The following is a 25623-nucleotide window of genomic DNA, read 5'->3' as shown; positions in this document are numbered from 1 at the left end:
AGCACTCGCTTGGTACGTAGTTCGGATCTGTTTTTCTCGACACTGAAATACGTTCGATCAGCTCATCTCGCGACACTGCGGATAGCTCGCCCAATCGCTCCTCGATCTTCGCGTCGCGCGTGTACAGCTCACCTGTCAATCGCCGTTTGGTCAGTGGTCTGACCTCAATGCTCGATTGCAAAATCGGAACCTCCAAGTCTTTCGCGGTATTAGAGCCCTATAGCGTAGGTCCGGACTCATCTACAGCTTCAATCTCGAATAACATTCGAAGAGGGTATTTATTTAGGCCGCCATTTCAACTCGCTAAGGAAGTATTTCGATAGGAGGAGCATGCAATCTGGCCGTAGGCTAGGTTTCTGCGCTGAACGCCCGGTCAGAGGCAAATTCTCTGACAGTAAAGGCAGGCCTATCTGGTGCTTTTCAAAGAGGGTTTGGTGGAGCCTAGCGGGATCGAACCGCTGACCTCCTGCATGCCATGCAGGCGCTCTCCCAGCTGAGCTAAGGCCCCAAACCGCCGCGTTTCGTTTCCGTCTCGCGGTGTGTGACGGTGATTTAAGGGAGGCTGGCGCGGGCCGCAAGCGGAAAATGCACCATCGTCCGAGATTTTTTTGGCAGCTGAATTTCGGCTGTAATTCTGGCTGTCCGGGGGAGGTGGCAGCACCTCCCCCAAGGGCCGTGTGGCCTTAGGAATCGTCGTCTTCAGAGGCGACGTCGGCGATATCTTCAAGCGAGACGTTGTCCTCGTCGTCATCGTCATCCAGGACGTCGTCGCCCAGATCCAGATCGACGTCATCTGCATCATCAAGCACCGCGTCATCGCCGTCGGTGTTTTCCTTGGCCTTGCGGCTTGCCGCGTCTTCTGCGTCGGCTTCGATCATCCGGCTTTTGCCGTTGTTCAGTTCGACCACCTCGCCAGTGTATGGGCTGATGATCGGGTTCTTGTTCAGGTCATAAAAACGTTTGCCGGTTGTCGGGCAAACGCGCTTTACACCCCATTCTTCATTGGGCATGTGGATCCCCTTGATTTTCTGCTGAGTCGGTTCGACGATTCAGGTGCCTTGCCATATGCGCCGGGTGCTGTCAAAGCCTTTGCCAAAAGGGGAGGTCGCCATGGCTGATCATCACCTGCCCGGAGATCCGCCGGTTCCGCTGACGCTGCGCCGCTCGGCGCGGGCGCGGCGGATCAGTTTGCGGATCTCCGGGCTGGACGGGCGGGTGACGCTGACGCTGCCGGCGCGGGTGCCAGAGCGAGAGGCGCTGGCCTTTGCCCAGGAAAAGGAAGACTGGATCCGCGGCCATCTGGCGCGGCACCCGGATCCCATAGAGGTAGGCTATGGCAGCCTGCTGCCCATTGACGGGCAACCGCGACGGGTGGTGGCTGGAACCGGGCGTCGCCTGCTGTTGCAGCCGGGACAACTGGCGGTGCCGGGGGCGGTGAACGGGGCGGGGCCGGGGCGCCGCATCCAGCGCTACCTGCAAGAGCTGGCCCGCGACCGGCTGGCGGCGGCGTCGGATCAATATGCGGCGGCGCTGGGCCGCAGCTATTGCCGGATCAGCCTGCGGGATACGCGGTCGCGATGGGGATCCTGTTCCTCCGATGGCGCGCTGATGTACTCTTGGCGGCTGATCCTGGCGCCACCGGAGGTGCTGCGCTACGTCGCGGCGCATGAGGTGGCCCACCTGGCGGAGATGAATCACTCACCGGCCTTCTGGGCCATCGTCCGAGAGCTTTACGGGCCATATGACGGGGCGCGTGGCTGGCTGCGCAGCGAAGGCAACCACCTGCATCGCTACCGGTTCTGACGGCCCCGGCGCGCGCGGGGGAGGGCTCAGGGCCTCACGCTGTGAGAGCTGTTGACGTGACGTGGTTTTGTGATCACAAGAACCTCATGTCCAATCCCGTTCGCCCCACCGCCGAGCCGCCCACAGGGTCCGCCCATGATCGGGTCTACCGTACCTTGCGCACGCGGATCATGCATGGCGAGATGACGCCAGGGGAGGCGCTGACCCTGCGGGGGATTGGTCGCGAGTTTGATGTGTCGATGACGCCGGCCCGCGAATCGGTACGGCGGCTGGTGGCTGAGGGGGCGCTGTTCCTGTCATCTTCGGGCCGGGTGTCGACGCCGGAGCTGACAAACGAGCGGATCGAAGAACTGGCGGCCCTGCGCGCGCTGATCGAGGTGGAGCTGGCCAGCCGGGCGCTGCCGCGTGCGCATATTGCCCTGATCGACCGGCTGCAAAGCATAAATACCAATGTGGCCGAGATGATCTCCAAGCGCGATGCGGTGGGCTATATCCGCACCAATCTGGAGTTTCACCGGACGCTTTATCTGCGGGCGCAGGCGCCAGCGATGCTGGCCATGGCAGAGACCGTCTGGCTGCAGCTGGGCCCGACCATGCGGGCCCTCTACGGGCGGTTGCGGCGGACCGAGCCGCCGCAGAACCACAAGCTGATCATTGCCGCGCTGAAGGCGGGGGATGAGCCGGGATTGCGGCTGGCGGTCCGGTCTGACGTGACCCAGGGGCTGCGGCTGCTGGCAGGGTGAACGCAGGATCTGCGGTGTCCCAATGTCGGCCGGGTGCTCCCGCCGGCTCCGGCCAATTATAACAATTGTCCTCGCAGTTGGGCCTGGCCCGGCGCCATGCGCCGGGCCAGGCCCAAGGCCGCCAGCGGCAGCGGCGTCAGCCGGTGACGCGTGGCCGCGGGAGCGCTTGCGTACCGTTGCCCTGAAGGCCGGCGCTGATCGAGGATCGGAGGGAGCTGGATGACCGATCCCTCCTGTCTGGCCGATGAGGGCGGCGAGACCGGGCCAGCAGTGCGGGCCGCTTTGCTCAGTTGCCGGTTGGCAGCCGGTGATGCACCGCTGATGTCACAAAGCCGACCGGGCGAGGGTCGGCTTTGTCGGCTGCTGTAGTGATGGCCATGCGCCCTGGCCCGGGCCGATATCCGCCCGGCGCCGCAAGGATGCGGACTTCAGGGCGGGGAAGGCGTCAGGCCGCCAGCCCCTTGGAGCCGATGTCCAGGAACTTCTGGCGCCGGTCCTTGATCAGCGTGGCGGCATCTTTGCCCTCCAGCTCGGCCAGCATCTCCGCCAGCGCGCCGCGCACCGCCTCAAAGGCGGCTTCGGCATTGCGATGGGCGCCGCCGAGCGGTTCCGGGATGATCTTATCCACCACGGCCAGCTCCTTGAGGTTCTGGGCGGTAAGGCGCAGGGCTTCGGCGGCTTCACGCATTTTCTCGGCATCTTTCCAGAGGATCGAGGCGCAGCCTTCGGGGCTGATCACGGAGTAAACCGAATGTTCCAGCATTGCGACGCGGTTCGCGGTGGCAAAGGCCACGGCACCACCGGAGCCGCCTTCACCGATGATGATGGAGATCAGCGGCACACCGATCTTGAGGCACATCTCGGTTGAGCGGGCAATGGCTTCGGATTGGCCGCGTTCTTCGGCACCTTTGCCGGGATAGGCGCCCGCGGTGTCCACAAGGGTCACCACGGGCAGGCCGAAACGACCGGCCATTTCCATCAGGCGGATGGCCTTGCGGTAGCCTTCGGGGCGGGCCATGCCAAAGTTATGGGCGATGCGAGCCTTGGTGTTGGACCCTTTTTCATGGCCGATCACCATCACCGGCTGGTCGTTGAAGCGGGCCAGGCCGCCCATAACCGCCAGATCATCGGCAAAGTTCCGGTCACCGGCCAGTGGCGTGTATTCGGTGAACAGCGCATCAATGTAATCGCGGCAATGCGGCCGTTCGGGGTGACGCGCGACCTGACATTTGCGCCAGGGGGTCAGATCCTTGTAAAGATCGATCAGCAACTGCGCCGCCTTGGCGTCTAGCGCTGCGGCCTCATCTGTCAGATCGGCCTCTTCATTGGCCCGGGCCAGGGCGCGCAGTTCTTCCGCCTTGCCTTCGATTTCGGCCAACGGTTTCTCAAAATCCATGTACTGGGTCATGTCGTCTCACTCGAGCGGTTTGCCCGATATATGGCCTCAAGGGGCGGCGGATGCAACTCAGCAAGATTTGTGAAGTGCTGCTATGGCATCCAAAACCGGTCAGAAGAGGGACGTTTTCCGATGAGCAACTCCTATGAGGACCGCATTCTGCGTGTGCTGGCGTATATCTACGACAACCCCGAGGGGGATCTGTCGCTGGATGCGCTGGCGGATGTCGCGGCGATGTCGCGGTTCCATTGGCACCGGGTGTTTCGCGCCCTGACCGGGGAAACCTGCGCGCAGGCGGTGCGCCGTATCCGGCTGCATCTGGCGGCGACCGCTCTGGTGCAGGGCAGCGCGCGGATCGAGCGTATCGGCGAGGCTGCCGGCTATCCCAATCCACGTTCTTTTGCCCGTGTTTTCGCCGATGTCTATGGGGTGTCGCCCGCTGCGTTTCGCAAAAGGGGCCGTCTTCTGCCGCCAAATCCCAATCTGATTGCCAAAGGAGAACCCATGTTACCCGTTACCCTTCGCACCGAACCCGGCCGCAGGCTAGCCGCGCTTGCCCACAAAGGCGCCTATAGCGAGATTGGTCGCAGTTTCGAGGCCTTTTCCGCGCTTTGTACCGCGCGTAATCTCTGGCCGCAGATGCGCCAGATGATCGGTGTCTACCTCGACAGCCCGGATGCTGTTCCGGATGCGGAGCTGCGCAGCTTCGCCGGGGCCAGCACGGCCGATGACAGCGTCCTGCCGGAGGGGATGGAAGAGGTTGTCTTGCCCGGCGGCAAGACCGCAGTCCTGACTTACAAGGGGCCATACTCCGGGATACATGCCGCCTATGGCGATCTGTTCGGGGCCTGGTTGCCGCAGTCGCAGGAAGAGCCGGCCGATGCGCCCTGTTACGAGATCTATCTCAATGATCCGCATCAGGTCGCGCCGGAGGAGCTGCTGACCGAAATCTGCCTGCCGCTGAAGTGAGTGTCAGCCCTGTAGCAGGATCGCGGCCAGCGAGGCCAACAGCAGCGCCGCCATGGTCCAGTTGAATGCCCGCAGCTGAGCGGGCCGGGTCAGCAGCCGTCGCAGTTGCTGACCCAGAATGGTCCAGGTCGAGGCTGAGAAACAGCCAATCAGCAGATAGGTGCCCGATACCCAGAGGATCGCCGTCACATCGCGGCTGGCTGCATAGAGGGTGATCGCGCCGAGTGCCATTGCCCAGGCCTTTGGGTTGACCCATTGAAAGGCACAGGCCTGAAGAAAGCTGAGCGGCGTGCCCTGTGCCTCGCCGTCCTGCGGCGGGGCCGCATTGGCGACCTTCCAGGCCAGCCAGAGCATATAGGCCACCGACAGGGCGGTCATGATCCAGGTGAGTGGCGGGAAGGCGTCGAACAGCTGCATCACGCCAAGGCCCACCGGCAGGATCATCAGCGGAAAGCCGATCGCCACGCCAAGAAGATGTGGCAGGGTGCGCTGGAAACCGAAATTGGCGCCTGAGGCCATCAACATCAGATTGTTGGGACCGGGCGTGAAAACAGTGCCGAAGACAAAAGCCGCAAGGGCGAGGAAGAGTTCATAAGTCATGGCGATGAAAATGCAGGGTCTCGGCGTGAATGAAATTGCGTTCTCTGCGTGAATGGATCATGTTTTGCAACAAATGGCGAAACTTGATCAGATAAACGACAAGATATTGCGTGAGCTAACCCGGGACGGGCGGATCAGCAATCTGGAGCTGGCCGACCGGGTTGGTCTGTCGCCCTCCGCCTGTCTGCGCCGGGTACAAGAGATGGAGCGCAGCGGTCTCATCACCGGCTACCGTGCGGTGTTGAACCGTCAGGCGCTGGGCGTGGGGTTTGTCACCTATATCGGCGTTGGCCTTGGCGAACACACCAAGGAGGCGCAGGAGGCCTTTGAGGTTGCGATGCGACAGGCGCCGGAGGTGGTGGAGTGCCACAATATCACCGGCACCATCGAATATCTGCTGCGGGTCGAATGCGCAGATCTGCCAAGTTACAAGAAGTTTCACACCGATATTCTGGGCACGTCGCCTTATGTCACTTCGATCACCACCTATGTGGTCATGGGATCGCCCAAGGATCTGCGGGCCTGAGCGCCGGGGTGGTGGTATTATTGAGTATTTGAGGAAAGGTGACAGGGCTGCTGTCACCCTTCGGCCAGGGCGGCGCGCATGGCGATGGCAGGGGAGGCCAGTACGGGGATCTCCGTTTTTACGAGATCAGCAGCCCCGGCCATCGAGGCCTGCGCCAGGACCACACAGGCGGTATCAGCCACCAAGGCCAGGCTGGTGCTGATCCAGGTGGCGATCTCGGTGTGGAACAACTCGCTGTTGCCATTGGTGAAATGAGGCCAGAGGCCGGTCAGCGGCAGGCTGCGGATCTCGGCGGTCCGGCCGTTTTGGGCGAAGGCGCGTTCGAGCAGCGCAGTGGAGGCCGCGCGGGTGCTGTCCAGGCAGTAGGCGAGCAGCACCGGACCGCCGATCTGGGCGGCGGCCTGCATCATCGGCCAGTCGAGTCGCGTGGCGCCAGCGGTTTCTGCCAGCTCGCCCAGCGTGGTGCAGGTGCACAGGGCGGGACCGGTGACCTGGCGGATCTCGGCGGTGACCTCCTCGCGCAGGGTGTCGTCGATGCCATTTTGCGCCCGTTCGAGCCAGTCGGGACGAACAATGTGGTGCAGTATTGCCGAGCCGGCCAGCGCCTCGAAGGTTGCCACATGGACGTCGGCCGTATGGATGAGCGTGAGGTCGGTCATGGTCTGCGCCTGTGGCTGGGCGGGAGCGCGGTTGCGCTCCCGGCTTTCTGGGTCAGCTGTTGCTGGCGATCAGGTCCGATTGAGCGACAATCACCTCGGCCTGTTTGATCGAGGCGATATCGACCAGGCGACCCTTGTAGACGGTGGCACCTTCGCCGTTGGCCTTGGCAGTTTCCATTGCGGCGAGGATTTCGCGGGCCTCGGAGACTGCCTCTTGCGACGGGGTGAAGACCTGATTGGCCAGTGCGATCTGTTTGGGGTGGATGGCCCATTTCCCGACCATCCCCAGCGTGGCGGAGCGTTTGGCCTGGGCGATATAGCCCTCGTCATCAGAGAAATCTCCGAATGGACCGTCCACCGGCAGGATGCCATGGGTGCGACAGGCGGCAACGATGGCGGCCTGCGCCCAGTGCCAGGGATCGGACCAGTGTTTTTCGCCCGCGCGCAGCATGTAGTAGTCTTCCTGCGTGCCGCCGATGCCGGTGGTCTGCATGCCCATTGAGGCCGCGAAATCCGCCGCACCCAGCGACATGGCCTGAAGGCGTGGGCTGCTGGCGGCGATGGCTTCGACATGGGCGATGCCCGCAGCGGATTCGATGATCACCTCAAAGGATACCGGTTTGCTGCGGCCCTTGGCGCGTTCAATGGCGGTGACCAGCGCGTCGACCGCATAGACGTCTTCAGCGCAGCCCACCTTGGGGATCATGATCTGATCGAGGCGGTCACCGGCCTGTTCGAGAAGATCCACAACATCGCGATACCAATAGGGCGTATCCAGCCCGTTGATGCGCACCGACATGTATTTGTTGCCCCAATCGACCGTGTTCAGGGCCTCGATCACATTGGCGCGGGCGCTGTCCTTGTCGGAGGGGGCTACCGAATCTTCCAGATCGAGGTTGATCACATCCGCTGCCGAGGCCGCCATTTTGGGAAAGAGCTTGGTGTTGGAGCCGGGGCCGAACAACTGGCAACGGTTGGGGCGGGCCGGGGCGGCGGGTTGGATGCGAAAACTCATGCTGGTGACCTTTGGGTAATGAAGTGTCAAATTTTCCTTCTGTTTTGGTATTAAATTACGATCCGACCTGCAAGGAATTTGTGCAAGCGCAGCATTGCAGATGCAGAAAGCGGCAGCTCTGACGCGTGCCTGCGGGCGCAACCAAGCAAGGAACGCGCGCATCCTTCGCCAGGATCGAATAATCTTCGTGTAATTTGCAAAAACGTCGAAGAAATCTGCGTTGACCTGCGGATATTGCGCGGAATTCGGGAGCCTCTCGCAGAGCGGCTCTCTTACACTCGCGCGGAACTCGACTTTTACTCAGGAGGCCCCGCCATGATCGAGACCCCGTATCTGCTGTTTCTGGGCGACGCGCCCGATATGCTGGCTGCCAAGGTGGCCATCGGTATCCGTGACTGGCGGCCCGACCATGCGGTGGGCCAGATCCGCCTGCCAGGCTGTGGTGCCGATCTGGGGCTGACCGACATGACGCTGGCAGAGGCCAAGGCCGCCGGTGCCAAGACGCTGGTGATCGGTGTTGCCAACCGGGGCGGCGTGATCTCTCCGGCGTGGAAAGAGGTGCTGATTGCGGCCCTCGAGATGGGCTATGATCTGGCGTCTGGCCTGCACAACCTGCTGCGCGATGAGGGCGATCTGGTGGCAGCTGCCCAGACCCATGGCGGCACCCTGCATGATGTGCGCGTGCCCACTGTTGGCTATCCGATCGCCAATGGGGTGAAGCGCAGCGGCAAGCGCTGTCTGGCGGTTGGCACGGATTGTTCGGTCGGCAAGATGTATACCGCGCTGGCGATGGATGCCGAGATGCAGGAACGCGGGATGAAGTCGTCCTTCCGCGCGACGGGTCAGACGGGTATTCTGATCACCGGCCAGGGCGTGCCGCTGGATGCCGTGATTGCGGATTTCATGGCCGGTGCCGTCGAGTATCTGACGCCGGACAATGAAGACGACCACTGGGATCTGATCGAAGGTCAGGGCTCTTTGTTTCACGTGTCGTATTCCGGGGTGACCATGGCACTGGTGCATGGTGGGCAGCCGGATGCGCTGATCCTGTGCCATGAGCCGACCCGTGAGCATATGCGTGGCCTGCCGGGATATAAGCTGCCGAGCCTGGAGCAGCTGCGTGATACCGCGCTGCCGCTGGCGCAGGTTTCCAACCCGGACTGCAAGGTTGTCGGCATTTCCGTCAACACCCAGCATTTGAGCGAGGAAGAGGCGAAATCCTACCTCGCCGAGGTCGAGGCGCGGATGGGTCTGCCTGCGGTTGACCCCTATCGCCATGGCGCTGGCCGTCTGGTGGACGCGCTGAACGCGGTGTGATCTAACCTCGCTGTCGCCGGGGTGGTCCGACAGGATCGGAGCCTCCGGCGGGAGTATTTCGGGAAAGATGACATCCGGGGCCTGCGTCCTTGCCGGCGCCTTGTCCGGTTGGATCCCGCGCGGTCGGATTTGACCAAATAGAGATTGACTAAAACCGCAGTGATGGAGACAGCCATGCAGATCAGCGTGACCCCCGATACCTTCAAGTTGGCGCAGGTCTTTACCATCTCCCGCGGCTCGCGCACCGAGGCCAAGGTGCTGACGGTCCGCATTGAGCAGGATGGTATGACGGGCTGGGGCGAATGTGTGCCCTATGCGCGCTATGGCGAGACGCTTGAGAGTGTCACTGCCGAGATTGAAGGTCTGCCTGAGACATTTGGTCGTGAAGAGCTGCAATCGCTCCTGCCTGCGGGCGCGGCGCGCAACGCAGTGGATTGTGCGCTATGGGATCTGGAAGCGAAACGGGCGGGCAAGCGCGTCTGGGAGCTGGCAGGTCTGCCTGAGCCAAAGCCCGAGATCACCGCCTATACGCTGTCGCTTGATAGCCCCGAGAACATGCAGGCGCAGGCAGCGAAGAATGCCCATCGTCCGCTTCTGAAGATCAAGCTGGGGACCGCTGACGATATGGCCCGCCTGGAAGCCGTGCGCGCGGGTGCGCCTGATGCGCGGATCATCGTTGATGCCAATGAGGGGTGGAGCGCGGAGGTCTATGCCGATCTTGCCCCGCATCTGGTGCGGCTGGGTGTGGCGCTGGTCGAACAGCCGCTGCCCGCGGGAGAGGATGAGGCCCTGTTGGGGATGGAGCGGCCGGTGCCGGTCTGCGCCGATGAGAGCTGCCATGACCGTGAGAGCCTTGCTGCGCTTGAAGGGAAATATGATGTCATCAATATCAAGCTGGACAAGACCGGCGGGCTGACCGAAGCGCTGAAACTGCGCGAGGCGGCACTGGCGCGGGGCTTTGATGTGATGGTGGGCTGCATGGTGGGATCGTCTCTGGCGATGGCCCCTGCGACACTGGTGGCGCAGGGTGCGGTGGTCACGGACCTTGACGGGCCGCTGCTTCTGGCCGAAGACCGCGAGGAACCGTTGAATTTCGACGCAGCCGGCGTGCACCCGCCGAACGCAGCCTTGTGGGGTTAAGGAGACCAAGATGACCCGTACCGTATATGTGAATGGCGAATACCTGCCCGAGACCGAAGCCAAGGTCTCCATTTTTGACCGCGGCTTTCTGATGGCGGATGCGGTCTATGAGGTGACGTCGGTTCTGGGCGGCAAGCTGATCGATTTCGAAGGTCACGCCGTGCGTTTGAAGCGCTCGCTGGATGAGCTGGAGATGGCGGAGCCCTGCTCGAAGGAAGAGCTGCTGGAGATCCACCGCAAGCTGGTTGAACTGAACGGTATCGAGGAAGGCCTGGTCTATCTGCAGGTCAGCCGTGGCTCGGACGGGGATCGTGATTTTGTGTTCCCCTCTGCCGATACCCAGCCGACGCTGGTGCTGTTTACCCAGAACAAACCCGGTCTTGCGGACAGCCCGGCAGCCAAGAAAGGCGCCAAGATCATCTCGATCGAGGACATCCGCTGGGGCCGTCGCGACATCAAGACCGTGCAGCTGCTCTACCCCTCCATGGGCAAGATGATGGCCAAGAAGGCCGGTGCAGATGACGCCTGGATGATCGAGGATGGTCATGTGACCGAGGGGACGTCGAACAACGCCTATTTCGTCAAGGATGGCGTGATCGTCACCCGCCCGCTGTCCAATGACATTCTGCACGGCATCACTCGCAAGGCGGTTCTGCGCATGGCGGAAGAGGCGCAGCTGAAAGTGGAAGAGCGCCTGTTCACCATCGAGGAAGCCATGGCGGCGGATGAGGCTTTTACCACCTCGGCTTCTGCTTTCGTGATGCCGGTTGTTGAAATTGATGGTGTAGCGCTGGGCGATGGTACGCCGGGCCCGATCGCCAAGCGCCTGCGCGAGATCTATCTGGAAGAAAGCATGAAAGAAGCGATCTGATCGCGCTGTTCTGCGAGACCGGAAAAGGCCGCCCCCCGTGATGGAGGGCGGCCTTTTTATTGGTGGTCTGTCGCGCGTCGTTAGAGAAGCGACATCAGCTTGCGGGCTGCATCCTCGGAGGAGGCCGGGTTCTGTCCGGTGACCAGCTTGCCGTCGATGATGGCAAATTCCGCCCAGTCGTCCTGTTTTTCATACAGGCCGCCATTGGCTTTCAGCATGTCCTCGACCAGGAAGGGCACCACATCGGTGAGGCCAACGGCCTCTTCCTCGGTGTTGGTGAATCCGGTGACGCGCTTGCCCGCCACCAGCGGTTTGCCATCGGCCCCCTCGGTGTGGCGGAACACGGCCGGGGCGTGGCAGACGGCGCCGACCGGGCGGTCGCTCCGGGCGAACCCTTCGATCAGGCGGCGGCTGTCGGCGTCTTCGGCCAGATCCCAGAGCGGGCCGTGGCCACCGGGGTAGAAGATCGCATCGAAACCTGCGTCTGTCACCTCGGACAGCACCTTGGTATTGGCCAAGGCGCCCTGTGCTGCGGGATCGTCCTTGAACCGGCGGGTGGCTTCGGTATGGGCACTGTCATCGTCGCTTTTGGGGTCAAGTGGCGGCTGGCCGCCCTTGGGCGAGGCCAGCGTGACTTCGGCGCCGGCATCTTTGAACACGTAGTAGGGGGCGGCGAATTCCTCCAGCCAGAAGCCGGTTTTTTCGCCCGTGTCGCCCAGTTGGTCGTGGGATGTGAGAACCATCAGGATTTTCATCTCGGGTCTCCTTTCCATATGAGGTTCAGATCAGTCGGCGAGGTGAATGACGCGTTTGCCAAAGGCCTCGCCTCTCAGGAGACCAACGAATGCGGCGGGCGCTTGTTCCAGACCTTCGATCATTTCCTCGCGGTATTTCACTTTGCCGTCCTGTACCCAGCCGGTCATCTGCTTGGCGAACTCCGGGTAGAGGTGGCCGAAATCGTCAAAGACAATGAAGCCGCGCATGGTGATGCGCTTGCGCAGCAGCTGGCCCATCAGATAGTTCATCCGGTCGGGGCCTTCGGGCAGGGCGGTGGCATTATATTGGGAGATGAGGCCGCAGAGCGGGATCCGAGCCGAGGGGTTCAACAGCGGCATCACCGCATCGAAGACGGCACCGCCGACGTTCTCGAAATAGATGTCTATGCCATCCGGGACCGCCTTGGTGAGATCGTCGGCAAAGCTATCAGTCCTGTAATCTATGCAGGCGTCAAAGCCCAAAGTGTCGACGACATGCTGGCATTTTTCGGCCCCGCCGGCGATGCCGACAACGCGCAAACCGAGGATCTTGCCGATCTGGCCTACGGTCGCCCCCACGGGTCCGCTGGCGCCTGCGACCACCAGTGTTTCGCCTTCCTTTGGCTGGCCGATCTGGGTGAGACCCGCCCAGGCGGTGAGACCGGGCATGCCCAGAACACCAAGCGCCCAGGAGGGGTTCTGCGGGGTCTTGCCCATATTGATGGTGAGGGTGCCATCAGACAGCGCATAGTCCTGCCAGCCGCCGAAGGCGACAACCCAGTCGCCCGGTTCGTACCCCTGAAGGTTGGAGGTCACGACCTGGGCAACGGTGCCGCCCACCATGACCTCTCCGATTTCGACCGGAGCGGCATAAGACGGGGCGCTGCTCATCCGGCCGCGCATGTAGGGATCCAGCGACAGGTATTCGTTGCGCAGCAGCATCTGGCCTTCGCCGGGGGTCGGGATGTCGCTGGTTTCCAGGCGCAGGGTGCTGTCGGTCGGCTCACCCTTGGGGCGCTCTGCGAGGACGAATTTGCGGTTGGTGCTGTCGGACTGTGGCATGGGATGGTTCCTCTCTGATGAAGTTGCGAACTAGACCGATCGTCTAGTGGTTGGAAAATTTTTTTGGCGCGGATCAGCTCTGCGGTGGTGGGAGCATGATCAGGGTCTGGGACATGGCGGTTTCAAACGGCGCGCCGTCCTGGGACAGATGTGCCATGAGGCTGGCGCCCAGCCAGATCTGGTAGAGGGTTGTGGCGGTCTGGTCTGGATCGACACTGGCGGCCAGAGACCCATCCGCCTGCGCGCCGCGAAGGCAGTCGGACAGGCGGGCGACGATCGATTCCACGCCGTGTTGCAGGATCGCGCGCATGTCGGCGGACAGATCGGACACTTCTGCTGCTAGCTTCACGATCAGGCATTTCTGCTCTGCGTTGCCGGAGATCTGGCGATCTTTCCAGCAGCGGAAATAGCCCAGCACCTGATCCCGCCCCGATTGTTCAGGATCATTCAGCGTGTGCCGGAGCTCTAGCCGGTATTGATCAACATAGTGGCGCAGGAGCGCGCAGCCATAATCCTCTTTCGAGGCGAAATAGTGATAGAAGGAGCCTTTGGGCACCTGCGCCGTGCTCAGCAGCTCGGTCAGGCCAACCGAGGTGTAGCCGCGCTGTGCGGTCAGCTTGCGGCCGGTGTCCAGAATTTGCAGGCGTGTCTCACTCATGACGCTACACATAAGCTGACTAGACCGATTGTCTAGTGGCGCTTGCAGAATTATTTCTGCGGCGGATCAAACCTGCTGAAAATGCGACAAGGCCCCGCGATTGCGGGGCCTTGTTCAGGCTGATGCCAAGTGTGAGGGAGGTGTTACTTGATCATCAGTTGTGGGGAGACGACGTCGATACCCAGTGCCTTGCCGACGGCGAAATAGGTCAGCTTGCCCGCGTGGACGTTCAGACCGTTCAGCAGGTGCGGATCATCGGCGCAGGCCTGTTTCCATCCTTTGTTGGCGAGGTTCAGCATGAAGGGCAGGGTCGCATTGCCCAGGGCCTGGGTCGAGGTGCGCGCGACGGCGCCCGGCATGTTGGCCACGCAGTAGTGCATGATGCCGTCGACTTCGTAGATCGGGTCGGCGTGGGTGGTGGCTCTGGAGGTCTCGAAGCAGCCGCCCTGGTCGATAGCGACGTCGACCAGAACCGCACCCGGCTTCATCTCGCTGAGCTGTGCACGGGAGACCAGTTTCGGCGCCGCGGCACCGGGGATCAGAACCGCACCGATCACCATATCGGCGTCACGGACCAGCTCGGCGGTGGCACCAGCGGTGGAATACTGGTTCTTGAAGTCGCGACCGAAGACATCGTCGAGGTACTTCAGGCGTGTGAGCGACCGGTCGAGAATGGTGACATCTGCGCCCATGCCCGCAGCGATCTTGGCCGCATGGGTGCCGACCACACCGCCGCCGATCACAACAACCTTGGCGGGGGCCACGCCGGGGACGCCGCCCATCAGAACGCCACGGCCACCGTTTGCCTTTTGCAGGGTGTATGCGCCAACCTGCGGGGCCAGACGGCCGGCCACTTCGGACATCGGCGCCAGCAGCGGCAGGCCGCCACGGTCGTCGGTCACGGTTTCATAGGCGATGGCGGTACAGCCGCTTTCCAGTAGGTCCTTTGTCTGCTCCGGATCGGGGGCCAGGTGCAGATAGGTGAACAGCAGCTGGCCTTCGCGCAGCATCTTGCGCTCAACGGCCTGGGGTTCCTTGACCTTCACGATCATGTCGGCGGTGGCGAAGATCTCTTCGGCGGTGTCGATGATGGCGGCACCAGCGGCGACGTAATCCTCATCGGTGAAACCTGCACCCATGCCAGCACCGGCCTGGATCAGGACAGAATGTCCGTGGTTAACGGCTTCACGGGCGGCGTCCGGCGTCATGCCGACACGGAATTCCTGCGGCTTGATCTCTGTGGGGCATCCGATTTTCATGTAATCACTCCTCCTACATGCTTGCGCTATTGTGCCGCAGGCGCAGTGAAAAGTGCTTCTTTTTTGGGCAGATTAAAAAGGTGCAGATCGAAGGTTCTTCGAATATATTGTAACTTTGACGAAGGATCTTTCACCATATGTCACTTGATCACACGGATCGTCGGATCTTGCAGGTGTTGCAGAAGCAGGGCCGGATCTCCAACGCAGAGCTGAGCGAACAGGTTAACCTGTCGGCGTCGGCCTGCCACCGACGGGTCCAGCGCCTGGAGGCGGATGGCTATATCCGCAATTATGTCGCGCTGCTGGATGCACGCAAGATGAACTTGCCCGCAACGGTATTTGTGGAGATTACCCTGCAAAGCCAGGCCGACGAGCTGCTGGACGCGTTTGAGAAGGCAGTGGCACGCATTCCGGATGTGCTTGAATGTCATCTGATGGCGGGAACGGCGGATTACATCCTGAAAGTGGTGGCTGAAAACACCGATGATTTCGCCCGCATCCATCGCCAGCATCTGACGCGACTGCCCGGCGTGGCGCAGATGCAAAGCTCCTTTGCGCTGCGTACGGTGTTCAAGACCACGGCGCTGCCGGTCTGATCGCGGCAGCGGCCCTGTGGCAGGGCGGCTTGTAAGGCTCCGTGATCTGGGAAAGACTGCTCCGGCAGAACAAGACGGCAGGATCGTCGCGGGTGGGGGCATATGGACTGGGACTATATCATCATTGGCGCGGGCAGCGCGGGGTGTGTGCTGGCCAACCGGTTGAGTGCCGCAGGGCAGCGCGTGCTGCTGTTGGAAGCGGGAGGCCGGGACAACTACCATTGGGTGCATATCCCGATGGGATATCTCTATTGCATCAACAATCCGCGTACCGACTGGATGTATCGGACCGAGGCCGAGGCCGGGCTGAACGGGCGGGCGCTGATCTATCCGCGTGGCAAGGTGCTGGGCGGCTGTTCCTCCATCAACGGGATGTTGTACCTGCGCGGACAGGCGGCGGATTATGACGGCTGGCGTCAGCGCGGCCTGACCGGCTGGGGCTGGGACGACGTGCTGCCCTATTTCAAGAAGTCGGAGGATTACGTCGAAGGGCCGTCCGATCTGCACGGCTCGGGCGGCGAATGGCGGGTGGAAAACCAGCGGCTGCATTGGGATGTGCTGGACGACTGGATGCAGGCGGCCGCGGACTGGGGGCTGCCAAAGGTCACGGATTTCAACACCGGTAACAACGAAGGAGTCGGTTACTTCCGGGTGAATCAGCGTGGCGGCTGGCGGATGAACACCGCAAAGGCGTTTCTGCGGACTGCCACCGGCGAGACACTGAAGGTCGAGACCGGCGCCCATACACGGCGCATTCTGATCGAAGAGGGCCGGGCGGTGGGCGTGGAGTACAGCCAGGGTGGCGTGATCAGGACCGCGCGGACGCGGGGGGAAATCGTGCTGTCGGCGGGCGCAATCAACAGCCCTCAGATCCTGCAACTCTCTGGCCTGGGTCCGGCGGAACTGCTGCGGGCGCATGGGATCGAGGTGCATCGTGACCTACCTGAGATTGGGCGGAACCTTCAGGATCATCTGCAGCTGCGCTGCGCCTGGCGGCTGAGCGGGGCAAAGACGCTGAACACGCTGGCAAACTCGCTGATTGGCAAGGTGAAGATCGCTGCCGAATATGCGCTGCGCCGGTCTGGCCCGATGTCGATGGCGCCCAGTCAGCTGGGTGCGTTTTCACGGTCGCGCCCGGATCTGGCAACGCCGGATCTGGAGTATCACGTGCAGCCCCTGACGCTGGAGGCATTTGGTCAGCCGCTGCATGACTTTCCGGGGCTGACGGCGAGTGTGTGCAACCTGCGGCCCGAAAGCCGGGGTGAGGTGGCGATCACCAGCGCCGATCCGATGCAGGCGCCGCGTATTGCACCCAATTACCTGTCAACCGCAGGCGATCGTCAGGTCGCGGTCGCCGCGATCCGGCAGGCACGCGCGATCATGGGGCAGTCCGCCATGCGCCGCTATCTGCCGGAGGAGCTGAAGCCGGGCGGCGGATCCGATGAGGAGGCGGATCTGATGCAGGCAGCGGGTGATATCGGCACCACGATATTTCACCCGACCTGTACGGTGCGGATGGGCATCGAGGAGACGGCGCCGGTGGATGGGGCACTTCGGCTGCGCGGAGTGGCGGGGCTGCGGGTGGTTGATGCCAGTGTGATGCCGGTGATTCCCAGCGGCAATACCAATGCCCCCACAATCATGATCGCGGAAAAGGCAGCTGACATGATTTTGAGTGATCATCGCGCGTAATTGGCGTTTCTCGCACCGTGCCCCCTTGCGCCCGTTCGGATTATTCGATTCCCTGTTCTGACCCTGTCGGCGGTCGCGCCACGGGGAGCGATGGCCTGTTGGCAGTGACGGCGCGGAGTGCCGACGGATCTCTGCGACGGTATGGTGTGACATGAAACAATCACATCCGCCTGCTACTGCCGCGTGACTGACCACTAACCGACCAAGGAGCCCGAGCGTGACCAGCGAGTATGACCCTGATTCCTTTGACTGGCTGGACGCTGAACTTCAGGACACGTTGGACGAAGATTTCGAGATCGAGTTCGCCGAACCGATGCTGTCGATGGAGCTGCGCAAGATCTATCGCTCACAGCATCCGGAGATGCTGGACCGTAAGGTCTATTTCCGCAATCTGCTGCGGTTGCAGGCGGAGCTGATCAAGGTGCAGGACTGGGTCCAGCACACTGGGGCAAAGGTCTGCATCCTGTTTGAGGGCCGCGACAGCGCAGGCAAGGGCGGGGTGATCAAGCGGATCACCCAGCGCCTGAACCCGCGGGTGGCGCGGGTGGTGGCGTTGCCCGCCCCCAGCCGCCGTGAGCAGAGCCAGTGGTATTTCCAGCGCTATGTGCCGTATCTGCCGGCGGCGGGTGAAATCGTGCTCTTCGACCGCTCCTGGTACAATCGCGCCGGGGTGGAGCGGGTGATGGGATTTGCCAGCGATGACCAGGTCGAACAGTTCTTTCAGGACGTTCCCGAATTCGAGCGGATGCTGGTTCGGTCGGGCATCATCCTGCTGAAATACTGGTTCTCCATCACCGATGAAGAACAGCAGCTGCGGTTTCTCATGCGGATCCATGATCCGATGAAACAGTGGAAGCTGTCGCCGATGGATCTGGAGAGCCGAATCCGCTGGGAGCAATATACCAAGGCCAAGGAGGATATGTTCGAGCGCACCAATATCCCGGAAGCGCCCTGGTATATCGTCGAGGGCAACGACAAGAAGCGCGAGCGGCTGAACTGTATCGAGCATCTGCTGACGAAGATTCCATATAGCGAGGTGCCGAGCGAACGGGTCTCGCTGCCGGACCGGGAGTACAAGCCGGATTACGAACGCCGGGTGCTGCCGGATGACCTCTACGTGCCCAAGATCTACTGACGGCAGGCCGTTTGTCGCGTCTGGACAGCCGCCGGGACCGTGGCCTGGCTGCGCCTGATCGGGCGGGCGCGCAGGCGTGGTGCGGGGCTGTTAGGGAAAGCGCAGTCAGGGCGCTGTCTACCCGTGGGTTCTGAGGAGAGAAGGAACCCGGAGCGGCAAATGCCTTGGTTGTAAGGGGGTAAGACAAGCGCCTGATGGGGGGGAGACGCTGCCTGCTCCGGGTTTAAACCACCGGGTGTTCCAGATCCGATGGAGCGGGCAGCTGCTGGGGAAACGCTTCAGCCTGCCCGTGCATTAACCAGACTAGCGCAGTTTTCCTGAAACGAACACACGTATTGCGTGTATTTTTTGATAAAATATTAATTTTATAGGCGACGGATTGTCGCACTCGCTATTTTCGGGGAGGGCAAAAACGACAAACCCCCGCGGCAAAGCCTCGGGGGTCGTCAATTTTGCGTCCAGAACTGCGGATCGAAGGGCTCAGAGGAGGCCTTCGCGCTGTGCTTTCTTACGTGCCAGTTTACGGGCACGGCGAATCGCTTCAGCTTTCTCACGCGCTTTTTTCTCGGACGGCTTCTCGAAATGTTGCTTGAGCTTCATTTCGCGGAAGACGCCTTCACGCTGCAGCTTTTTCTTCAGGGCACGAAGCGCCTGATCGACGTTATTGTCGCGAACACTAACCTGCATGTGGTTTTCACCACCTTTCTAAGTTGAGTTGCAAGGATTTGCAGGAGCTGGCCATATAGCAAGGTCGTGCTAGCTTGTCCAGTGCCGGGCAGGGGCGGTGCAGATGCTCCTGTAGCTGTTTGATGCGTCATTGTCGCTGAGCCGAACAGTCCGGGCGTGTCTGTCCGCGCCGCAGGTGATACCCGGTGTCCAGAAGACGCGATTGCGATTAGAGAGAGATGAGATTTCGGAAGGCGATATCATGACGATTGAGGATCACACCGACCCGCGCTCCGTGCCTGAGGCGGGCGACACCATCGAGCGGCTGCTGATTGCCGCATTACTGCATGTGCCCTTTGATGGCTGGAGCGCCTCGACATTCTCTGCAGCTGTGGCGGACGCCGGGGTTGCCCCGGCGCTGGCGGAGGCGTTGTGCCCACGCGGCGCGGTAGATCTGGCGGTTGCCTTTCACAGGCGAGGTGATCAGCTGATGCTTGAGCGATTGGCGCAAGAGGACATGACCGGCCTGCGGTTTCGCGACAAGATCGCACGGGCGGTGCGTCTGCGGCTGGAGGTCGTCGACGATAAGGAAGCCGTGCGCCGTGGCACCACTTTGTTTTCGCTGCCACAATACGCAGGCGATGGTGTTCGGCTGATCTGGGGCACGGTGGATGCGATCTGGACCGCGCTTGGCGATTCTTCGGAGGATATCAACTGGTACACCAAGCGGGGATCGCTTGCGGGCGTTTATTCTTCGACCGTGCTCTATTGGCTGGGAGACGACAGTCTGAACCACCAGGCCAGCTGGGAGTTTCTCGACCGTCGCATCGATAACGTCATGCAGTTCGAGAAACTGAAGGCGCAGGTGCAGTCCAACCCGTTGCTGAAACCTCTGCTGGTCGGGCCGAACTGGCTGGCCCAGCAGATAAAGGCGCCGAGCGCGCGCGACGACCTGCCGGGCAGTTGGTCGACCCCGCGGCGCTGATGGGCGCAACGTTCTGGTTGCCTGTGCCAATGCAACGTCTTTGACGGGCAGCCGTCCTTTGCTAGGCAGTGACAACAGCGGAGGAATGCCAATGACCGAGATGATGCAGGCGATTGAGATTCGCGAGCCGGGTGGGCCTGAGGTTTTGCAGGGCTGTGCGCGCCCGATGCCGAGCCCGGCGCATGGGCAGGTGGTTCTGAAAGTGGCCTATGCAGGCGTCAATCGCCCGGATGCGCTGCAACGCGCGGGCAAATACGCACCTCCCCCGACCGCCAGCGACCTGCCGGGCCTGGAAGCCTCAGGCGAGGTGGTCGCCATTGGCGCCGGGGTCAGCGAGCTGACTGTGGGCGACCGGGTCTGTGCGCTGCTACCCGGCGGCGGCTATGCCGAATATGTCGCGACGCCAGCGGCGCATTGCCTGCCGGTGCCTGAGGGGCTGTCAATGAAGCAGGCGGCCTGCCTGCCGGAGACCTGTTTCACCGCCTGGTCCAACGTCTTTACCCGCGGGGGCCTGCTGGCCGGGGAGCGGTTTCTTGTTCACGGAGGGTCATCCGGTATCGGAACAACCGCGATTCAGCTTGCTTCGCAGCTGGGCGCGCGGGTCTTCACGACCGCCGGATCAGATGAGAAATGTGCGGCGTGCCTGACGCTTGGGGCCGAACGGGCGATCAATTACCGTGATGAGGATTTCGTCGAGGTAATGAAAAGCGAAGGCGGGGCCAATCTGATTCTGGACATGGTGGGCGGAGACTATATTCCGCGCAACGTGCGTGCGCTCGCGGATGATGGCCGCATGGTCCACATCGCGTTTCTGTCAGGTCCGAAGGTGGAGTTGAACTTTGCCCAGGTCATGGCGCGGCGTCTGACGCTGACCGGATCAACACTGCGACCACAGAGCGATCTGGCAAAGGCGCAGATTGCGCGGGATCTGCGCGAGGTGGTCTGGCCACTTATCGAGGCAGGGAAATTCGCGCCGGTGATGGACCAGACCTTTGCCCTGGAAGATGCGTCGGCGGCCCATGCACGGATGGAAAGCTCTGCGCATATCGGCAAGATTGTTCTGGAGGTCGGCGGCGAGGGGTAGGCCCCGCCGCGCGGGCTGATCGTGCTGGCGCGGTTGTCGCCGACACGTGTTAGGCAACGGCTCGGCGATAGAGATGCCAGGTGGCGTGTCCCAATACCGGGACCACCACGATCATGCCCGCAAACATCGGGATCGCAGCGACCAGCAGCGCAAGCGCGACAATGAGGCCCCAGACCAGCGAGACCCAGAGATTCCGGCGCACCACGCGCAGGGATGTGGCGACAGCGATGGGCAGGCCGACATGCCGGTCCAGCAACAGCGGAAAAGACACAAGGCTGACCGCGAGCGCTGCAAAGGCGAAGATCCCGCCTACGGTGCCGCCGATCACCAGCATTGCCCAGCCGGCACCGGTGGTGAAGATATCCTGGGTAAAGGCCGCCAGAGATGTCGGGGCCTCGGGCCCGAGCGTGCGGTTGTAGATCGCCGTAGCCACCGTCAGCCAGAGGATGCAGAGCGCGGCCAGATATAGGCCCAGCATCAGGATCGACAGGAACGCCGGGGAGCGCAGCACGGCAAAGGCGTCCATCCAGCGCGGTGTGAAACCGGCCTCGCGGCGTGATGACATCTCATAGAGCCCAACGGCGGCGACCGGGCCAACCAGCGCAAATCCGAGGACCAGCGGGAGGATCAACGGCAGGAGGTTCATCGACAGGCTGAGGACAACCAAGGCCACGCCAATCAGCGGGTAGAGAAAGACAAGCGCCATGGCATCAGATCGGCAGGCCGCGAAATCCTGCCACCCGGCCCGCAGCGCAGCACCGAGGTCTGCCATGTCCAGCTGGAGCACGCGGGGCATCTCGCCTGCCTTGTCACTGCCCAGATGGTCCACCGAAGCGGATAGATGGGAACTGGTCAGGCCAACGGATTTTGCCAGCCAGCTGATGGGGTTTCCGATGGTTCGTGCCATGATTATTCCTCTCGGGTTCGCGCAGTGCGCGGCAGTCCGGTCAAGGGAGGTGAGCACGACAGGTCCGGATCTGAGGTGCTCTCAGAGTGGTGCATATGCTCAGTCTACCATAAAGGCAGCGCAAATTGGGTCACTATGGCGCGAGGGATGCCATTTCCCGGTGCCTCTCCCTGTGCTTCGGCGCAGGAGACGTCTGGCCGTGCCGATCGCAGCGCTAGCGGATCGGCTCGAACACCGCGTTTTTCTGCGTGCAGTCCCGGATCACGTCGCGGCCGCAGGGCACGGGTTTCAGGTCGCGGGACAGACAGATGCGGGCTTCCTGGATGTGGCCATCGCGGCAGGTGATGGTCAGCGTGTCGGGCTTCAGATCGGGGTTGTCCTGCAGAAAGGCCTGCTCCACCAGACTGGCGGGTAGCGTCACGGCTTGGGTCAGCCTGCGAAAGGCACGCGGTCGGTTGATCTCTGCATAGGCCTGCCGGGAGAGGGCGAAATATTCGCGAGCGGACAGGCCACTACAGGTTCCGTGTTTCTTCCACTGATGCCAGGCGAGGCCGGAGGTCCCCATGATGTCGGCCATCTGCTGCGTCTGCTGGCGGGTCGGCGGTGCCTCTGCGGTGCGGCAGTAGCTCGGCCAGCCACGATGGAACTGCGGCCAGAGCCCATGCAGGGTCCAGCCATGATCGTGGCGGGGGTCGCATTGCTCGGACCGTTTGGCATCGCCTTCCAGCGCACACCAGTTCGGCGACCAGCTGAGACTGAGGACATAGTAGTCGAACTGCCCGGTAATCTCGCCTTCGGCTGTTGCCTGTCTCGGCGATGTCGCGGAAAAGGCGATGCCCAGTCCGACAGTTGCTACCGCAATAAGGGCTGCCTTCAGGGTCCGTTTGATGCCGCGCATTCGCCTCTTTCCTTATAGAAACATCGCGACTATATAGAATTGAAGTTCCCCGACAACGGAAACCGCCCCAAATCGGGGAAGCCTCTTTCAGGCGACGGGAAAGATGTATCTGGGACAACCGTGTTACTAAGGAGATGAGCGCATGGCAAAACCGTTGATGGCCAAGGCGACCGCCGTGTGGCTGGTGGACAATACCACGATCAGCTTCAAACAGATTGCCGATTTTGTCGGTATGCACGAGCTGGAAATCCAGGGCATCGCTGATGGCGATGTGGCTGCTGGCGTCAAAGGGTTCGACCCGGTTGCCAACAACCAGCTGACGCAGGAAGAGGTGGATAAGGCCGAAAACAACCCGCTGCATAAGCTGAAGTTAAAGTTCAATCCGGCTGCTGCCGGTGAAGAGAAACGCCGTGGACCGCGCTACACGCCGCTGTCCAAGCGTCAGGACCGTCCGGCGTCGATCTACTGGCTGGTGAAGTTCCACCCTGAGCTGTCCGATGGCCAGATTTCCAAGCTGGTGGGCACCACCAAGCCGACCATTCAGGCGATCCGCGAGCGGACCCATTGGAACATTGCCAATATCCAGCCGATCGACCCGGTCGCGCTGGGCCTGTGTAAACAGTCCGAACTGGATGCCGCCGTACAGAAAGCCGCCGCCAAGAAGGCTGCCGAAGGTGGTGTGATGAGCGATGACGAACGTCGCAAGTTGGTGTCGACTGAACAGTCGCTGGAGATGGACGCAGAGCCCCGTATGCCGTCGGCGATCGAGGGTCTGGAGACCTTTACCCTCGGTGGCAGCGACAAGCCGAGCCGCGCCGAAGAAGAGGATGTGGTTGACGCTGACAGCTTCTTCAATCTGCCTGCCGGTGGCGATGACGAGGATGACGAGGACGATACGGATCCCCGTTTCTAAGCCACACGCGCCCCTGCACAGGGGTGACGCAAGATAGAAAAAAGCCACGGGATGCACAGCGTTCCGTGGCTTTTTTGCGTTTCAGGCGCCTTGCCTTCGGGGTGGCTGTGGCGTGGATGCTGGCAGGCCGCTGAGCTGCGGGCAGGCCAATTATTCGACCGTCACAAAAAATTCGCCTTTCGGTGCGGATCGCTGCATTTTTCTGACATTTCTGCCTTGACGCGCGGCCGTGGCTGGCGTACCTCGCACCCCGACGGCGCGGTAGCTCAGTTGGTTAGAGCGAACGACTCATAATCGTTAGGTCGGGAGTTCGAGTCTCCCCCACGCCACCATTTCTCCTTGAAAACAAAGACTCGACCACTGGCATAGTGCCGAGTGACTGCGCGGCGTTTCCGCCTGTGAACATCAGCGTCCAACCGCTGTGTCTGATCAGATATCGCCTGGGCATGGGGCGTGGTCGCGGGCCAAGGGTGGCACGGGCGTGTCAGATGTCCTTGCGGGCGCGCAGGGCCGCCGTGATGGTGCCTTCGTCGAGGTAATCCAGTTCTCCGCCGATGGGCACGCCCTGCGCAAGAGAGGTGAGCCGAACCCGGCCGTTGAGCTGATCGGCAATGTAATGCGCCGTGGTCTGGCCGTCGATCGTGGCGTTGAGCGCCAGAATCACCTCCGTGACGTTCTCGGCCTGAACCCGGTCCACCAGACGGGGAATGCGCAGCTCGTCGGGGCCAACGGCATCCAGCGCCGACAGGGTGCCGCCAAGCACGTGATAACGCCCTTTGAAGACCGCCGCCCGCTCCATCGCCCAGAGATCCGCGACATCCTCCACCACGCAGAGTTCGCCATTGGCGCGGGTCATATCCTCGCAGATGGTACAGAGATCGCTGGTGCCGACATTGCCGCAGTTGAGGCATTCACGGGCCGTGGCTGCAACGTCACTCATCGTTTCAGCCAGTGGTGTCAGCAGCAGGGCGCGTTTGCGGATCAGGTGCAAGACCGCCCGGCGGGCAGAGCGCGGCCCCAGCCCTGGCAGTTTGGCCATCAGGGCAATCAGGTCTTCGATATCGGTGGTGGAGTTCTTGATCATGCCTAACGCCCCTGTCTGCCCTGCTATATAGGCTGATTGCCCTTGGAAAGCACAAGGGGGCGCAGGCAGTCTGTTCAGGTTTTGTTTTACATTGCCTGCGGGGCAAAAGAAAAGGCGGCCACAGGGCCGCCTGATCGGGTCTGCATGATGCCGCAGCTTAGAACGGCAGCTTGATATCCTTGGGCAGGCCCATGCTTTCGGTCAGCTTGGCCATTTCGTCCTGCGCCTTCTCGGCTGCCTTCGCCTGGGCATCCTTGATCGCGGCGAGGATCAGGTCTTCGACCACTTCCTTGTCGTCGCCGTTGAAGATCGACGGGTCGATATCCAGCGCCTTCAGATCGCCCTTGGCCGAGGCGGTTGCCTTCACCAGACCTGCGCCTGCTTCGCCGGTGACCATGACATTGTGCAGGTCTTCCTGCATCTGCGCCATTTTGGTTTGCAGTTCCTGTGCCGATTTCATCATCTTGGCCATGTCGCCAAGACCGCCGAGGCCTTTGAGCATCTGTTTTCTCCTAAGTGCGAGGGCGCAGCGCGCCGTAAGTCATCCCGGCACATATCGCAACTGCAAGGCCGATGAACAAGTGGGGTGGCGCCAAGCAATCTTCTGCAAGGTCGTAGGCTACCGCATAATTCAGCGCGTTTTCGTACCGGTCAATCGCAACGACAAAGGCAAGACCGGCCCAGAGCACGGCAGCGATTGCGAAGGTCGGGCGGTTTCGTGTGGTCAGAGCGATGCCCGCAAGGGCAAGCAACGCAAGGGACACGGGCAGGGTGGAGAGGCCTATCAACTCATCCCAGGCGGTGGCCGGACCATCACCCGGTTTCCAAGATAGTCGTTCCTTATCACAGACTTCTGCAATTGCTGCAGCGGGAAACAGCGTCATTAAGCC

Annotated in this window: 29 protein-coding genes, 2 tRNA genes and 1 pseudogene; 15 read left to right on the top strand and 17 right to left on the bottom strand. The window is 61.8% G+C overall.

Translation table 11 applies throughout. The annotated features are described in order from the left end of the window. The 3 genes and pseudogenes from VWZ85_RS09740 to VWZ85_RS09730 form a co-directional block, all read right to left on the bottom strand. Positions 1 to 181 (bottom strand): annotated as a pseudogene (locus VWZ85_RS09740) (DNA-binding response regulator); the annotation flags it as partial. A 251-nt stretch (positions 182 to 432) separates the two neighbouring features. Then, positions 433 to 508: transfer RNA gene (locus tag VWZ85_RS09735), tRNA-Ala, on the bottom strand. 175 nt (positions 509 to 683) lie between these two features. After that, the gene (locus VWZ85_RS09730) at positions 684 to 1010 is read right to left on the bottom strand and encodes a TIGR02300 family protein (protein ID WP_416535560.1); all 327 of its coding nucleotides are present in this window, start codon (positions 1008 to 1010) and stop codon (positions 684 to 686) included. A 100-nt stretch (positions 1011 to 1110) separates the two neighbouring features. On the opposite strand from VWZ85_RS09730, the gene VWZ85_RS09725 reads away from it, so the two are divergent. From VWZ85_RS09725 to VWZ85_RS09715, 3 genes are all read left to right on the top strand, one after another. Then, positions 1111 to 1803 carry a SprT family zinc-dependent metalloprotease gene (locus tag VWZ85_RS09725; protein ID WP_340546681.1) on the top strand — a complete coding sequence of 231 codons (693 nt, stop codon included), beginning with the start codon at positions 1111 to 1113 and terminating at the stop codon, positions 1801 to 1803. Between the two features lie 86 nt (positions 1804 to 1889). Beyond that, positions 1890 to 2546, top strand: a complete 657-nt coding sequence (locus VWZ85_RS09720) for a GntR family transcriptional regulator (protein ID WP_340546682.1) — start codon at positions 1890 to 1892, stop codon at positions 2544 to 2546. A gap of 219 nt (positions 2547 to 2765) precedes the next feature. Next, on the top strand, positions 2766 to 2915 hold the full coding sequence (locus VWZ85_RS09715; RefSeq protein ID WP_416588066.1) for a hypothetical protein: 150 nt from the start codon (positions 2766 to 2768) through the stop codon (positions 2913 to 2915). A 76-nt stretch (positions 2916 to 2991) separates the two neighbouring features. Here VWZ85_RS09715 and VWZ85_RS09710 read toward each other — a convergent pair whose 3' ends face one another. After that, positions 2992 to 3954 carry an acetyl-CoA carboxylase carboxyltransferase subunit alpha gene (locus tag VWZ85_RS09710; RefSeq protein ID WP_340546683.1) on the bottom strand — a complete coding sequence of 321 codons (963 nt, stop codon included), beginning with the start codon at positions 3952 to 3954 and terminating at the stop codon, positions 2992 to 2994. Positions 3955 to 4074: 120 nt separating this feature from the next. Here VWZ85_RS09710 and VWZ85_RS09705 point away from each other — a divergent pair, with 120 nt between their 5' ends. Further along, positions 4075 to 4911, top strand: coding sequence for an AraC family transcriptional regulator (locus VWZ85_RS09705; protein ID WP_416588063.1), 837 nt, complete (start codon positions 4075 to 4077; stop codon positions 4909 to 4911). A gap of 3 nt (positions 4912 to 4914) precedes the next feature. Here the strand turns inward: VWZ85_RS09705 and VWZ85_RS09700 are convergent, their stop codons facing one another. Then, positions 4915 to 5511 (bottom strand): LysE family translocator, encoded by a 597-nt coding sequence (locus VWZ85_RS09700; RefSeq protein ID WP_340546685.1) that lies wholly within the window; start codon positions 5509 to 5511, stop codon positions 4915 to 4917. 73 nt (positions 5512 to 5584) lie between these two features. Between VWZ85_RS09700 and VWZ85_RS09695 the strand changes: the two genes are divergently transcribed. Beyond that, positions 5585 to 6037 (top strand): Lrp/AsnC family transcriptional regulator, encoded by a 453-nt coding sequence (locus VWZ85_RS09695; protein ID WP_416534626.1) that lies wholly within the window; start codon positions 5585 to 5587, stop codon positions 6035 to 6037. Between the two features lie 53 nt (positions 6038 to 6090). Here VWZ85_RS09695 and VWZ85_RS09690 read toward each other — a convergent pair whose 3' ends face one another. Together VWZ85_RS09690 and VWZ85_RS09685 are read right to left on the bottom strand one after the other, a co-directional pair. Beyond that, the gene (locus tag VWZ85_RS09690) at positions 6091 to 6696 is read right to left on the bottom strand and encodes a hypothetical protein (RefSeq protein WP_416588062.1); all 606 of its coding nucleotides are present in this window, start codon (positions 6694 to 6696) and stop codon (positions 6091 to 6093) included. Positions 6697 to 6748: 52 nt separating this feature from the next. Further along, positions 6749 to 7711, bottom strand: coding sequence for an L-malyl-CoA/beta-methylmalyl-CoA lyase (locus VWZ85_RS09685; protein ID WP_340546688.1), 963 nt, complete (start codon positions 7709 to 7711; stop codon positions 6749 to 6751). Positions 7712 to 8026: 315 nt separating this feature from the next. On the opposite strand from VWZ85_RS09685, the gene dgcN reads away from it, so the two are divergent. The 3 genes from dgcN (at position 8027) to VWZ85_RS09670 (ending at position 11039) form a co-directional block, all read left to right on the top strand. Continuing rightward, positions 8027 to 9028 carry an N-acetyltransferase DgcN gene (gene dgcN, locus VWZ85_RS09680; RefSeq protein ID WP_340546689.1) on the top strand — a complete coding sequence of 334 codons (1002 nt, stop codon included), beginning with the start codon at positions 8027 to 8029 and terminating at the stop codon, positions 9026 to 9028. Positions 9029 to 9202: 174 nt separating this feature from the next. Further along, positions 9203 to 10168, top strand: coding sequence for an N-acetyl-D-Glu racemase DgcA (gene dgcA, locus VWZ85_RS09675; RefSeq protein ID WP_416538245.1), 966 nt, complete (start codon positions 9203 to 9205; stop codon positions 10166 to 10168). A 10-nt stretch (positions 10169 to 10178) separates the two neighbouring features. Then, on the top strand, positions 10179 to 11039 hold the full coding sequence (locus VWZ85_RS09670; protein WP_416588059.1) for a D-amino-acid transaminase: 861 nt from the start codon (positions 10179 to 10181) through the stop codon (positions 11037 to 11039). Positions 11040 to 11119: 80 nt separating this feature from the next. Here the strand turns inward: VWZ85_RS09670 and VWZ85_RS09665 are convergent, their stop codons facing one another. From VWZ85_RS09665 to ald, 4 genes are all read right to left on the bottom strand, one after another. Then, entirely contained in the window at positions 11120 to 11794 is a 675-nt protein-coding gene (locus VWZ85_RS09665; RefSeq protein ID WP_416588057.1) for a type 1 glutamine amidotransferase domain-containing protein, read from the bottom strand. Between the two features lie 30 nt (positions 11795 to 11824). After that, positions 11825 to 12856, bottom strand: coding sequence for an NADP-dependent oxidoreductase (locus tag VWZ85_RS09660; protein WP_416588054.1), 1032 nt, complete (start codon positions 12854 to 12856; stop codon positions 11825 to 11827). A 73-nt stretch (positions 12857 to 12929) separates the two neighbouring features. Further along, positions 12930 to 13514: a TetR/AcrR family transcriptional regulator gene (locus VWZ85_RS09655; protein WP_416541107.1), complete on the bottom strand. Its 585-nt coding sequence runs from the start codon at positions 13512 to 13514 to the stop codon at positions 12930 to 12932. Positions 13515 to 13657: 143 nt separating this feature from the next. Further along, complete coding sequence (gene ald / locus VWZ85_RS09650; RefSeq protein ID WP_340546695.1) at positions 13658 to 14773, bottom strand: alanine dehydrogenase; 1116 nt, start codon at positions 14771 to 14773, stop codon at positions 13658 to 13660. Positions 14774 to 14910: 137 nt separating this feature from the next. Here ald and VWZ85_RS09645 point away from each other — a divergent pair, with 137 nt between their 5' ends. The 3 genes from VWZ85_RS09645 to ppk2 all read left to right on the top strand — a co-directional run bounded on the left by VWZ85_RS09645 (position 14911) and on the right by ppk2 (position 18196). Beyond that, positions 14911 to 15369 carry an Lrp/AsnC family transcriptional regulator gene (locus tag VWZ85_RS09645; RefSeq protein WP_014875917.1) on the top strand — a complete coding sequence of 153 codons (459 nt, stop codon included), beginning with the start codon at positions 14911 to 14913 and terminating at the stop codon, positions 15367 to 15369. Between the two features lie 102 nt (positions 15370 to 15471). Further along, positions 15472 to 17061 carry a GMC family oxidoreductase gene (locus VWZ85_RS09640; protein ID WP_340546696.1) on the top strand — a complete coding sequence of 530 codons (1590 nt, stop codon included), beginning with the start codon at positions 15472 to 15474 and terminating at the stop codon, positions 17059 to 17061. Between the two features lie 217 nt (positions 17062 to 17278). Continuing rightward, complete coding sequence (gene ppk2, locus VWZ85_RS09635; protein ID WP_340546697.1) at positions 17279 to 18196, top strand: polyphosphate kinase 2; 918 nt, start codon at positions 17279 to 17281, stop codon at positions 18194 to 18196. Between the two features lie 480 nt (positions 18197 to 18676). Here the strand turns inward: ppk2 and rpsU are convergent, their stop codons facing one another. Then, complete coding sequence (gene rpsU, locus VWZ85_RS09630; protein ID WP_005614280.1) at positions 18677 to 18883, bottom strand: 30S ribosomal protein S21; 207 nt, start codon at positions 18881 to 18883, stop codon at positions 18677 to 18679. A 241-nt stretch (positions 18884 to 19124) separates the two neighbouring features. On the opposite strand from rpsU, the gene VWZ85_RS09625 reads away from it, so the two are divergent. Together VWZ85_RS09625 and VWZ85_RS09620 are read left to right on the top strand one after the other, a co-directional pair. Further along, complete coding sequence (locus VWZ85_RS09625; protein ID WP_416588051.1) at positions 19125 to 19847, top strand: COQ9 family protein; 723 nt, start codon at positions 19125 to 19127, stop codon at positions 19845 to 19847. 91 nt (positions 19848 to 19938) lie between these two features. Next, positions 19939 to 20931 (top strand): NAD(P)H-quinone oxidoreductase, encoded by a 993-nt coding sequence (locus tag VWZ85_RS09620; protein ID WP_416588048.1) that lies wholly within the window; start codon positions 19939 to 19941, stop codon positions 20929 to 20931. A gap of 49 nt (positions 20932 to 20980) precedes the next feature. On the opposite strand, the gene VWZ85_RS09615 is transcribed toward VWZ85_RS09620, so the two are convergent. Continuing rightward, on the bottom strand, positions 20981 to 21838 hold the full coding sequence (locus VWZ85_RS09615; protein ID WP_416588045.1) for a DUF2189 domain-containing protein: 858 nt from the start codon (positions 21836 to 21838) through the stop codon (positions 20981 to 20983). A 214-nt stretch (positions 21839 to 22052) separates the two neighbouring features. Then, complete coding sequence (locus VWZ85_RS09610) at positions 22053 to 22736, bottom strand: ribonuclease T2 family protein (RefSeq protein ID WP_416588043.1); 684 nt, start codon at positions 22734 to 22736, stop codon at positions 22053 to 22055. Between the two features lie 142 nt (positions 22737 to 22878). Here VWZ85_RS09610 and VWZ85_RS09605 point away from each other — a divergent pair, with 142 nt between their 5' ends. Both VWZ85_RS09605 and VWZ85_RS09600 read left to right on the top strand, forming a co-directional pair. Further along, on the top strand, positions 22879 to 23649 hold the full coding sequence (locus VWZ85_RS09605) for a DUF1013 domain-containing protein (protein WP_340546702.1): 771 nt from the start codon (positions 22879 to 22881) through the stop codon (positions 23647 to 23649). 255 nt (positions 23650 to 23904) lie between these two features. Continuing rightward, a tRNA-Met gene (locus VWZ85_RS09600) sits at positions 23905 to 23981 on the top strand. A gap of 152 nt (positions 23982 to 24133) precedes the next feature. On the opposite strand, the gene recR is transcribed toward VWZ85_RS09600, so the two are convergent. From recR to VWZ85_RS09585, 3 genes are all read right to left on the bottom strand, one after another. Beyond that, entirely contained in the window at positions 24134 to 24733 is a 600-nt protein-coding gene (recR, locus tag VWZ85_RS09595) for a recombination mediator RecR (RefSeq protein ID WP_416534616.1), read from the bottom strand. 157 nt (positions 24734 to 24890) lie between these two features. Then, positions 24891 to 25235, bottom strand: a complete 345-nt coding sequence (locus VWZ85_RS09590; protein ID WP_019298230.1) for a YbaB/EbfC family nucleoid-associated protein — start codon at positions 25233 to 25235, stop codon at positions 24891 to 24893. A 10-nt stretch (positions 25236 to 25245) separates the two neighbouring features. Then, the gene (locus VWZ85_RS09585) at positions 25246 to 25617 is read right to left on the bottom strand and encodes a hypothetical protein (RefSeq protein WP_260082097.1); all 372 of its coding nucleotides are present in this window, start codon (positions 25615 to 25617) and stop codon (positions 25246 to 25248) included. Positions 25618 to 25623 lie beyond the last annotated feature (6 nt).

This window comes from Phaeobacter sp. JH20_29, from assembly GCF_048056175.1.
Taxonomy (GTDB): domain Bacteria; phylum Pseudomonadota; class Alphaproteobacteria; order Rhodobacterales; family Rhodobacteraceae; genus Phaeobacter; species Phaeobacter bryozoorum.
The sequence above is the reverse complement of the archived record's forward strand: the minus strand, read 5'-3'. Positions and strand labels throughout refer to the sequence as shown.

Excerpts from the sequence above, each read along its gene's own strand:
- VWZ85_RS09730 (WP_416535560.1), bottom strand. The coding sequence starts at position 1,010 with ATGCCCAATGAAGAATGGGGTGTAAAGCGCGTTTGCCCGACAACCGGC.
- VWZ85_RS09725 (WP_340546681.1), top strand. The coding sequence starts at position 1,111 with ATGGCTGATCATCACCTGCCCGGAGATCCGCCGGTTCCGCTGACGCTG.
- VWZ85_RS09720 (WP_340546682.1), top strand. The coding sequence starts at position 1,890 with ATGTCCAATCCCGTTCGCCCCACCGCCGAGCCGCCCACAGGGTCCGCC.
- VWZ85_RS09715 (WP_416588066.1), top strand. The coding sequence starts at position 2,766 with ATGACCGATCCCTCCTGTCTGGCCGATGAGGGCGGCGAGACCGGGCCA.
- VWZ85_RS09710 (WP_340546683.1), bottom strand. The coding sequence starts at position 3,954 with ATGACCCAGTACATGGATTTTGAGAAACCGTTGGCCGAAATCGAAGGC.
- VWZ85_RS09705 (WP_416588063.1), top strand. The coding sequence starts at position 4,075 with ATGAGCAACTCCTATGAGGACCGCATTCTGCGTGTGCTGGCGTATATC.
- VWZ85_RS09700 (WP_340546685.1), bottom strand. The coding sequence starts at position 5,511 with ATGACTTATGAACTCTTCCTCGCCCTTGCGGCTTTTGTCTTCGGCACT.
- VWZ85_RS09695 (WP_416534626.1), top strand. The coding sequence starts at position 5,585 with ATGGCGAAACTTGATCAGATAAACGACAAGATATTGCGTGAGCTAACC.
- VWZ85_RS09690 (WP_416588062.1), bottom strand. The coding sequence starts at position 6,696 with ATGACCGACCTCACGCTCATCCATACGGCCGACGTCCATGTGGCAACC.
- VWZ85_RS09685 (WP_340546688.1), bottom strand. The coding sequence starts at position 7,711 with ATGAGTTTTCGCATCCAACCCGCCGCCCCGGCCCGCCCCAACCGTTGC.
- dgcN (WP_340546689.1), top strand. The coding sequence starts at position 8,027 with ATGATCGAGACCCCGTATCTGCTGTTTCTGGGCGACGCGCCCGATATG.
- dgcA (WP_416538245.1), top strand. The coding sequence starts at position 9,203 with ATGCAGATCAGCGTGACCCCCGATACCTTCAAGTTGGCGCAGGTCTTT.
- VWZ85_RS09670 (WP_416588059.1), top strand. The coding sequence starts at position 10,179 with ATGACCCGTACCGTATATGTGAATGGCGAATACCTGCCCGAGACCGAA.
- VWZ85_RS09665 (WP_416588057.1), bottom strand. The coding sequence starts at position 11,794 with ATGAAAATCCTGATGGTTCTCACATCCCACGACCAACTGGGCGACACG.
- VWZ85_RS09660 (WP_416588054.1), bottom strand. The coding sequence starts at position 12,856 with ATGCCACAGTCCGACAGCACCAACCGCAAATTCGTCCTCGCAGAGCGC.
- VWZ85_RS09655 (WP_416541107.1), bottom strand. The coding sequence starts at position 13,514 with ATGAGTGAGACACGCCTGCAAATTCTGGACACCGGCCGCAAGCTGACC.
- ald (WP_340546695.1), bottom strand. The coding sequence starts at position 14,773 with ATGAAAATCGGATGCCCCACAGAGATCAAGCCGCAGGAATTCCGTGTC.
- VWZ85_RS09645 (WP_014875917.1), top strand. The coding sequence starts at position 14,911 with ATGTCACTTGATCACACGGATCGTCGGATCTTGCAGGTGTTGCAGAAG.
- VWZ85_RS09640 (WP_340546696.1), top strand. The coding sequence starts at position 15,472 with ATGGACTGGGACTATATCATCATTGGCGCGGGCAGCGCGGGGTGTGTG.
- rpsU (WP_005614280.1), bottom strand. The coding sequence starts at position 18,883 with ATGCAGGTTAGTGTTCGCGACAATAACGTCGATCAGGCGCTTCGTGCC.
- VWZ85_RS09625 (WP_416588051.1), top strand. The coding sequence starts at position 19,125 with ATGACGATTGAGGATCACACCGACCCGCGCTCCGTGCCTGAGGCGGGC.
- VWZ85_RS09620 (WP_416588048.1), top strand. The coding sequence starts at position 19,939 with ATGACCGAGATGATGCAGGCGATTGAGATTCGCGAGCCGGGTGGGCCT.
- VWZ85_RS09615 (WP_416588045.1), bottom strand. The coding sequence starts at position 21,838 with ATGGCACGAACCATCGGAAACCCCATCAGCTGGCTGGCAAAATCCGTT.
- VWZ85_RS09610 (WP_416588043.1), bottom strand. The coding sequence starts at position 22,736 with ATGCGCGGCATCAAACGGACCCTGAAGGCAGCCCTTATTGCGGTAGCA.
- VWZ85_RS09605 (WP_340546702.1), top strand. The coding sequence starts at position 22,879 with ATGGCAAAACCGTTGATGGCCAAGGCGACCGCCGTGTGGCTGGTGGAC.
- recR (WP_416534616.1), bottom strand. The coding sequence starts at position 24,733 with ATGATCAAGAACTCCACCACCGATATCGAAGACCTGATTGCCCTGATG.
- VWZ85_RS09590 (WP_019298230.1), bottom strand. The coding sequence starts at position 25,235 with ATGCTCAAAGGCCTCGGCGGTCTTGGCGACATGGCCAAGATGATGAAA.
- VWZ85_RS09585 (WP_260082097.1), bottom strand. The coding sequence starts at position 25,617 with ATGACGCTGTTTCCCGCTGCAGCAATTGCAGAAGTCTGTGATAAGGAA.